General features: G+C 69.6%; 1 pseudogene. It reads right to left on the reverse strand.

Annotation, left to right across the window (positions count from 1 at the left end):
- A pseudogene (locus ACXJKJ_RS31190) lies at positions 1-583 on the reverse strand (hypothetical protein); the annotation flags it as partial.
- Positions 584-609: the final 26 nt, after the last annotated feature.

A 609-nucleotide genomic window follows, 5' to 3' on the forward strand; every position in this document is an offset into this window, starting at 1 on the left:
GCTCGTCACGGCGCTGCTCGGACACGCGGCGGGTGATGGCGCGGCTGACCGCTTCGGCGTTCTCGTAGTTGCTGCCTTCGTCCACCGCCAGCAGGTCGGCCCAGACCCCGGCATCGGGTTCGAACAGCAGGGTGACGCTGCTGGTGCCCTGCCCCGGGGTGACCGTGGCCAGCACGCTGTTGCGGCGGATCGCCAGCCGTGCCGGCAGGTTCCAGCGCGACGGCGGGCGGCCGTTGTAGGGATCAACACGACGTACGTACGCGCGCACCTGCAGGCTGCCGGCGGCGCTTTCGATGTCTTCCACCCGCGGTAGTTCGGCGATGGCCTTTTCCAGCAGCGCGAAGGCCGGGCCCGCATCCATCGGCAGTTCGATCTGGCGGCGTTGGCGGCTGGACAGGGTCGTCCCGTCCAGGTGCCCGGCCACCAGCCAGACCCGGCGGAGGTGGGTGATGCAGCTGCCGATCGCGGTGACCATCAGGAACATCGCCAGCAGGCCGAAGACCCAGCCGGGTCCGTCGTCCATGCCGCTGAAGATGCCACTCCACACGAAACCGGCCACGACGATCGCGGCGGCCCAGGCCAACAGGATGCGGAGAATCAGAGCGAGGC

Source organism: Roseateles sp. P5_E1 (assembly GCF_054049335.1).